The following is a 5,028-nucleotide window of genomic DNA, read 5'->3' as shown; positions in this document are numbered from 1 at the left end:
CCTCACCGCCGGTCGCGTACCCCGTCCGGCCGCCTGCGGCGGGCTACCCGGCCCCGCCGCCGGTCGCGCCGGCGCCGCCCCCGGCGCGGCAGCAGCGCCGGGGAAGGCCGGCTGCGCCGGTCGCCCCACCGCCCGGCTGGCAGGCCCCCAAGGGGTACGTCCCGGTGCCCGTCCGCCGGCGGCGGCGCTGGCCGTGGGTGCTGCTGCTCACCCTCGCCTGCTGCTGCGGCTGCCCGGCGTACTACGCCGCGCCCGTGGCGACCCAGTACCCGGCGAACGCCGCGCTCCCGGCCGAGGTGGACGACCTGCGGCTACGCGACGACAGCCGCAGTCAGGCGACCGCCCGGCAGCTGGAGACCGAGGTACGCAAGGCCCACTGGCTGGCCGATGAGACCTTCGCCGGGATCTACACCACCTCGACGGGCAAGCGGGTGACTGTCTTCGGCGGCACCGGTTTCCGGCTCACCCCCGAGGCGGACGCCGACGCCGAGATCACCCGCCTCGCCGAGCAGTACGCCCTCGGCGAGGCGCAGGTGGTCGACACCGGTGTCCGGGGGCGGCACGAGCGCTGCGCGGTAGGCCGCGCCGACGGCACGGACGTGGTGGTCTGCACCTCCGTCGACCACGGCAGCATCGCCACCGCGGTGTTCACCCGGCTCTCCGTGCCGGACAGCGCCGCGCTGCTCGGCACCCTGCGGGAGCAGATCGTCACGACCGCGTGAGGCAAGGCCCGGGAAAAATCGGCGCGGAGTCGCCGTGAGTTCAGACGGCGCCGGGTTCGCCGGCGACCGGCGGGTGGGCCCGTGGGGGCGCGTAGCGGGGCACGTACTCCTGCCCGGTGAGCTTCTGGATCTCGCTCATCACCTCGTCGGTGATCGCCCGTAGTGAGGTGCGGTCGTCCGGCCGGCCGGTGAAGTCCAGCGGCTTGCCGAACCTCACGGTGATCTTGCCGGTGCCCGGGCGCGGAACCCGGGCACCGATCGGCTGGACCCGGTCGGTGCCGATCATGCCGACCGGGATGATCGGCACCCCGGAGGCCAGTGCCAGTCGGGCCGCCCCGGTGCGCCCCCGGTAGAGCCGGCCGTCCGGGGAGCGGGTGCCCTCCGGGTAGACCACCACCAGGTCGCCGCCCTTGAGCGCCGGGATCGCCGCGTCGAACGCGGACAGCGCCGCCCGCCCGCCGGCCCGCTCCACCGGGATCGCGCCGAGCCCGGTGAGCACGAACTTGGAGAACGAGCCCTTCACGCCGGTGCCCGTGAAGTACTCGGACTTCGCCCAGAAGGCCAGGTGCCGCGGCACCACGGTGCCGAGGAAGAGCTCGTCGGCGACCGAGAGGTGATTGCCGGCGAAGATCGCGCCGCCGGTCGCCGGGACGTGCTCCAACCCCTCCACGGTCGGCCGGAAGGCCAACCGGAGCGCGGGCGCCACGGTGAGCTTGCCGATGGTGTAGAGCAGCGGCACGGGTCCTCCGGCAGATCGTGTGGTAGGCGGTGTCACGGTAGCGGACGGATCCCGGGCGGCCCCGACCCGGTGGCGGGCCGCTCGGGAGCCGGGCCGTCATGCCCGGCGGACGGCGACCGTCACCCGGTCGCCCTCGCCGACCTCCCCGGTGAACCCGTCGATGCCGTCGGCGAAGTCGACCGAGTCGGCCAGCACCTCCCGGGCCACGAAGTCGGTGTGCGCCGATACCGCCGCCCGTACCTCCTCGGAGGCCGACAGCGCCAGCACGATCCGGTCGGAGACGTCGAGGTCGGCGTCCCGGCGGGCCTGCTGCACCACCCGGACCACGTCCCGGGCCAGCCCTTCGGCGGCCAACTCCGGGGTGACCTCGGTGTCCAGCACGACCACGCCCTCGCCGCCGGGCAGCGGCGCGGAGTGCTCGGCGTCGGCGGCGACCAGGCGCAGCTCGTACTCGCCCTCGGCGAGGGTGATCCCGGCGGCCACCGGGGCGCCGTCGACCAGCTCCCACTCCCCCGCCTTGACCGCCCTGATCACCTGCTGGACCTGCTTGCCGACCCGGGGCCCGAGCGCCCGGGGCACCACGGTCAGCACCTGCTGGCAGTACGCGGCCAGCTCGCCGGTGAACTCCACCGCCTTGACGTTGACCTCGTCGGCGACCAGGTCGGCGAAAGGCCGCAGCTGCTCTGCCGCCGGGGAGGCCACGGTCAGCCTCGGCAGCGGCAGCCGCACCCGCAGCCCCTTGGCCTTGCGCAGCGACAGCGCCGCCGAGGCGACCGCCCGGGTGGCGTCCATCGCGGCGACCAGCTCGTGGTCGGCCGGGAACTCCTCCGCCGACGGCCAGTCGGTCAGGTGCACCGACCGCTCCCCGGTGAGGCCGCGCCAGATCTCCTCCGCGGTCAGCGGCGCCAGCGGAGCCACCACCCGGCAGAGCGTCTCCAGCACCGTCCAGAGGGTGTCGAACGCGTCGGCCTCGCCAGACCAGAACCGGTCCCGGGAGCGGCGCACGTACCAGTTGGTCAGCGCGTCCAGGAAGGACCGCACGGTCGCGCAGGCGCCGGAGATGTCGTACGTCTCCATCTGCGCCTGCACCGTCTCGACCAGCTCGCGGGTCTTCGCCAGCACGTACCGGTCGAGCAGGTGGGTCGAGTCGGTGCGCCGGCGGGCGGTGTACCCGTCCGCGTTGGCGTAGAGCGAGAAGAAGTACCAGACGTTCCACAGCGGCAGCAGCACCTGCCGGACGGCGTCCCGGATGCCCGCCTCGGTGACCGGCATGTCCCCCCCGCGCAGCACCGGCGAGGACATCAGCATCCAGCGCATCGCGTCCGAGCCGTACGCGTCGAAGACGTGGTAGACGTCCGGGTAGTTGCGCAGGCTCTTGGACATCTTGCGCCCGTCCGAGCCGAGCAGGATGCCGTGGCTGAGGCAGTTGCGGAACGCCGGCCGGTCGAACAGCGCGGTGGCCAGCACGTGCATGGTGTAGAACCAGCCGCGGGTCTGTCCGATGTACTCGACGATGAAGTCGCCCGGGTAGTGGTGCTCGAACCAGTCTGCGTTCTCGAACGGGTAGTGCACCTGGGCGAACGGCATCGAGCCGGACTCGAACCAGCAGTCCAGCACCTCCGGCACCCGGCGCATCATCGAGCGCCCGGTCGGGTCGTCCGGGTTGGGGCGGACCAGCTCGTCCACCGCCGGCCGGTGCAGGTCGGTCAGGCGTACGCCGAAGTCCCGCTCCAGCTCCTCCAGCGAGCCGTAGACGTCGATGCGCGGATAGCTCGGGTCGTCGGACTTCCACACCGGGATCGGCGATCCCCAGAACCGGTTCCGGCTGATCGACCAGTCCCGGGCGTTGGCCAGCCACTTGCCGAACGAGCCGTCCTTGATGTGCCCCGGCGTCCAGTTGATCTGCTGGTTGAGCTCGACCATCCGGTCCTTGAAACTGGTGACCGCGACGAACCAGGAGGACACCGCCTTGTAGACCAGCGGGGTGTCGCAGCGCCAGCAGTGCGGGTACGAGTGGGTGTAGGTGTCCTGCTTGAGCACCACCCCCCGCTGCTTGAGCTCCCGGATCACCGGCTTGTTGACGTCGAAGACCTGCTCGCCCTGGTACGGCGGCACCAGCGCGGTGAACCGGGTGTGGTCGTCCACGGTGACGATGGTCGGGATGCCGGCCGCGGTGCAGACGTTCTGGTCGTCCTCACCGAAGGCGGGGGCCAGGTGGACGATCCCGGTGCCGTCCTCGGTGGTGACGAAGTCCGCGCCGAGCACCTGGTAGGCGTTCGGGCCGGCCTGCTCGACCAGGAAGTCGAACAGCGGGGTGTACCGGCGCCCGACCAGGTCCCGGCCGTGCACCGTGCCGACCTGCCGGTACCCCTCCAGCTCCGGGCCGTACGCGGCCAGCCGGGCGGCACCGACGACGTGCCGGGCGCCGTCGCGCTCCAGCACCGCGTACTCGATGTCGGGGCCGACGGCGAGCGCCAGGTTGGACGGCAGCGTCCACGGCGTGGTGGTCCAGACGCCGAGCCGCACCGGGCCGCGCACCGGCTCCGGCGCGCTGTCGTCCCCGGTCAGCTCGAACCAGACCGACAGCGTCGGGTCGTGCCGGTCCCGGTAGACGTCGTCCATCCGGGTCTCGGTGTTCGACAGCGGCGTCTCGCACCGCCAGCAGTAGGCCAGCACCCGGAAACCCTCGTAGACCAGACCCTTGTCGTGCAGGGTCTTGAAGGCCCACATGACGCTTTCCATGTAGTCCAGGTCGAGGGTCTTGTAGTCGTTGGCGAAGTCGACCCAGCGGGCCTGCCGGGTGACGTACCGCTCCCAGTCCTGGGTGAACTCCAGCACCGAGGTGCGGCACGCCTCGTTGAACCGGGCCACGCCGAGGTCGAGGATCTCCGCCTTGCTGGTGATGCCGAGCTGCTTCTCGGCGACCACCTCGGCGGGCAGGCCGTGGCAGTCCCAGCCGAAGCGGCGCTCCACCCGGCGCCCGCGCATGGTCTGGTAGCGCGGCACCACGTCCTTGACGTAGCCGGTGAAGAGGTGGCCGTAGTGTGGCAGCCCGTTGGCGAACGGCGGGCCGTCGTAGAAGACGTACTCGTTGTCGGCGGCGCTCGCGCCGCCGTCAGGACGGCGGGCTGTTCTCTCCTGATGCCCGCCGGAGGCGGGCCTGGCCTCGACGCTGGCCTCGAAGGTCTTGTCGGCCGTCCAGTGCTCCAGGACCCGGCGCTCGACCGCGGGCAGGTCCGGGCTCGCCGGGACACCGGCGGCGGTCGGGTCGTGCATCGGATAGGCCATCGGGGGTCGCTCTCCTCGCGCAGCTCACTGTCTCGGTGGGTCTGCGAGGACGAGCCGTTCCGGGTACGCCGTCCGGCGCCCCGGGGCCGGCCCGCGGTACCACCCCGCTTGGCGGCCAGGATCGACCGCCCGCTCGTTGGCCGGCTGTGACGGGCCGGACCCGTCCGGTTCTACTGGGCCGGTCACCCGGCTGTTCTTCCGGAGGCTCGCCGGTGATGGCCGGGTCATCGCCTTACGGCTGTCTCTTATACACCTCTGACGCTGCCGACGAAGCTAGAA

The 5,028-nt window shown here is 72.3% G+C and carries 3 protein-coding genes; 1 reads left to right on the top strand and 2 read right to left on the bottom strand.

Annotated features, from left to right (window positions below; genetic code table 11):
* The coding region (locus C1I99_RS29165) for a hypothetical protein (protein WP_233512777.1) at window positions 1-722 on the top strand (722 nt) is incomplete at its 5' end.
* 40 nt (window positions 723-762) lie between these two features.
* Here C1I99_RS29165 and C1I99_RS29160 read toward each other — a convergent pair.
* Together C1I99_RS29160 and ileS are read right to left on the bottom strand one after the other, a co-directional pair.
* Window positions 763-1,461, bottom strand: coding sequence for a lysophospholipid acyltransferase family protein (locus C1I99_RS29160; RefSeq protein WP_111137403.1), 699 nt, complete (start codon window positions 1,459-1,461; stop codon window positions 763-765).
* 96 nt (window positions 1,462-1,557) lie between these two features.
* Complete coding sequence (ileS, locus tag C1I99_RS29155; protein WP_111137402.1) at window positions 1,558-4,749, bottom strand: isoleucine--tRNA ligase; 3,192 nt, start codon at window positions 4,747-4,749, stop codon at window positions 1,558-1,560.
* Window positions 4,750-5,028 lie beyond the last annotated feature (279 nt).

It is taken from the genome of Micromonospora deserti (assembly GCF_003236335.1).
In the GTDB taxonomy this organism is placed as follows: Bacteria; Actinomycetota; Actinomycetes; order Mycobacteriales; family Micromonosporaceae; genus Micromonospora; species Micromonospora deserti.
This window is presented reverse-complemented; position numbering and strand designations above follow the sequence as displayed.

What these genes read in the sequence shown, in the direction of transcription:
- ileS (WP_111137402.1), bottom strand. Translation starts at nt 4,749, where the DNA reads ATGGCCTATCCGATGCACGACCCGACCGCCGCCGGTGTCCCGGCGAGC.